General features: G+C 26.5%; 2 protein-coding genes. One reads left to right on the forward strand and one right to left on the reverse strand.

Annotated elements, in window-relative coordinates; translation table 11 throughout:
• Positions 1–60: 60 nt before the first annotated feature.
• Positions 61–1,641, forward strand: coding sequence for a ComEC/Rec2 family competence protein (locus ACR0QS_RS12950; RefSeq protein ID WP_432633867.1), 1,581 nt, complete (start codon positions 61–63; stop codon positions 1,639–1,641).
• 46 nt (positions 1,642–1,687) lie between these two features.
• Here ACR0QS_RS12950 and ACR0QS_RS12955 read toward each other — a convergent pair whose 3' ends face one another.
• A complete protein-coding gene (locus tag ACR0QS_RS12955) occupies positions 1,688–2,044 on the reverse strand; it encodes an FMN-binding protein (protein WP_432633868.1) in 357 nt (118 codons plus the stop codon).
• Positions 2,045–2,109: the final 65 nt, after the last annotated feature.

Genomic DNA, 2,109 nt, shown 5'->3' on the forward strand with positions numbered 1-2,109 from the left:
AAATAAAGTAGCAAAACTTTTAGTTGTTAAATATAAAATCTAATATATATTTAATCCATAATGAAAAAATTATATAGCTACCCGATTACTTATATTTTCTATATAACTTTAAGTTTTTCTTTTGGAATATCTTTATCCTTAAAAACGCGCTCTATTTTTTTATCGTATTTATTTTTAATTGTCGCTTTTATTCTTTTAATTCTATCTTTAATTTTTGCATTCTTAAATAAACCAAAAATTTATTTGGCTATAATTTCATGCTTCTTTATCGGATACGGTTTTACAATGGCAAGATATTATAAAATTTTTCAAAGTCCTTTAAGCGATTTTGAAGGAGATATAAAAGGTTATCGTGCAAAAATAATCGAATATGACGGAGTTGTGGGATTTAGAGACAGATATATTGCCTATGTCGATATGATTTATGACGGAAAAAATTGGCATGATTACGCGGGCAATATCAGAATATATCATAATTCTCAAAAACCGATTTATCTAAACGACAAAATTACCGTTTATGCAAAAATTAATTTATACAAAAATATTTTTACGAACTATGCCGAAGAAAATATTAAAAATAGTCTCCAAAATAAAATGCTTTTCGGAGTTTCTTCAATTTATCCTTATATTAATTTTACCGTTCAAAAAAGCGATTTTCAAATTATAGGTTTTATAAAAAATTATATAAATGAATACGGATTATATTTTAGAAATATTGCAAAAAAATCTCTCGGAAAATTTTTAAATCCAATAAATTATTCTGTCGCGCAGGGAATAACAATCGGAGATAAAAGTATAATTCCAAAAAATATAAATCAATATTTTATAGACGCTGGAATATCGCATATACTTGCAATATCGGGGCTTCATATTTCGATGGTTCTTTATATTTTATTTCTTGCATTGTCGTTTTTTCCAATCAATTTTTATAAAAGAATATTAATATCGACTGTAATAACCGCCGCAATTTATCCCGCAGTTACTTTATTTTCCGTTTCGATAATTCGAGCGAGCATAATGGCTTTTTGTTTATTAATATCTTATGTTTTCGATAAAAATAGAAATTCCGTCAATTCTTTATTTTTGGCGGCTTTAATAATTTTAATCATAGAACCGAATTCTATAAGAGAGATTAGTTTTCAATTTTCATTTTTGGCGACTTTAGGAATAATTCTTTACTATACGATTTTTGATTTTTATGTTTTAAATAAAACAGTAAAAAATATAAATAATCATTTTATAAAAAATTTAATTACAAAATCAGCCGCTTTTCTTTTTATAAATTTAATCGCGTTAATTTCAATACTGCCTTTAAGCGTCTATCATTTTTCGATTTTAAATTTAACTTCTATAATATCAAATATTTTTGCCGTTCCTTTAGCTTTTATAATTTTGGCTTCTTCAATCATAACTATAATTACATTTCAAATATTTTCTCCGTTATCGGTTTATCCCGCTTCGACTGTGGAATTTTTCACAAACATATTAATAAATCTGTCAGAAAAATTTTCGGATATAAAATTTTTGAAGTATAAAATTTCATGCAATTTATATTTGGCGATATTTATAACTTTTATCATTATGACTGTCGGACTAATTATTAGAATAAAAATGAACGAAAAAAGCGAATCCGATATCTAACGAACTCGCTTTATTTTCTTTTTTCAAATTATTAAAGATTATTAAATTATTTTACGGGAGTTAATTTAGTCAAAGCGTCTTCAACCAATGCGCTCCAAGTCGCTCCCGTTATTCCGTCAGCGTAAATATTATTATCGGCTATCATTTTATCGAAAGCTTCTTTTGACCTTGCGGGACCGCTTTTATGAGCGCTTTTCGTCAAAACTATTCTCGTTAATTTGCCTTTCGCTACGGTTACTCTCGCTTGATAATCGCCTTCTCTAGTTTTATAAGTCGCTTTATAGTCGCCCAAATATGTTCCATCTGGAATTTTACTCAAATCAATTTTTGCTTGAGCGAAAACTAAAATCGCAAATACAAAAATAAAAGCGATTACCGAAATTATAATTTTTTTGGAATTCATAATTTTCTCCTTCTTTTAATAAAATTTATTTAATTAATTAATTTAATTGAATTGATTATATATTT

The organism is Brachyspira sp. (assembly GCF_050873525.1).
Taxonomy (GTDB): domain Bacteria; phylum Spirochaetota; class Brachyspiria; order Brachyspirales; family Brachyspiraceae; genus Brachyspira.

Coding starts and splice junctions, on each gene's coding strand:
- ACR0QS_RS12950 (WP_432633867.1), top strand. CDS start 61: ATGAAAAAATTATATAGCTACCCGATTACTTATATTTTCTATATAACT.
- ACR0QS_RS12955 (WP_432633868.1), bottom strand. CDS start 2,044: ATGAATTCCAAAAAAATTATAATTTCGGTAATCGCTTTTATTTTTGTA.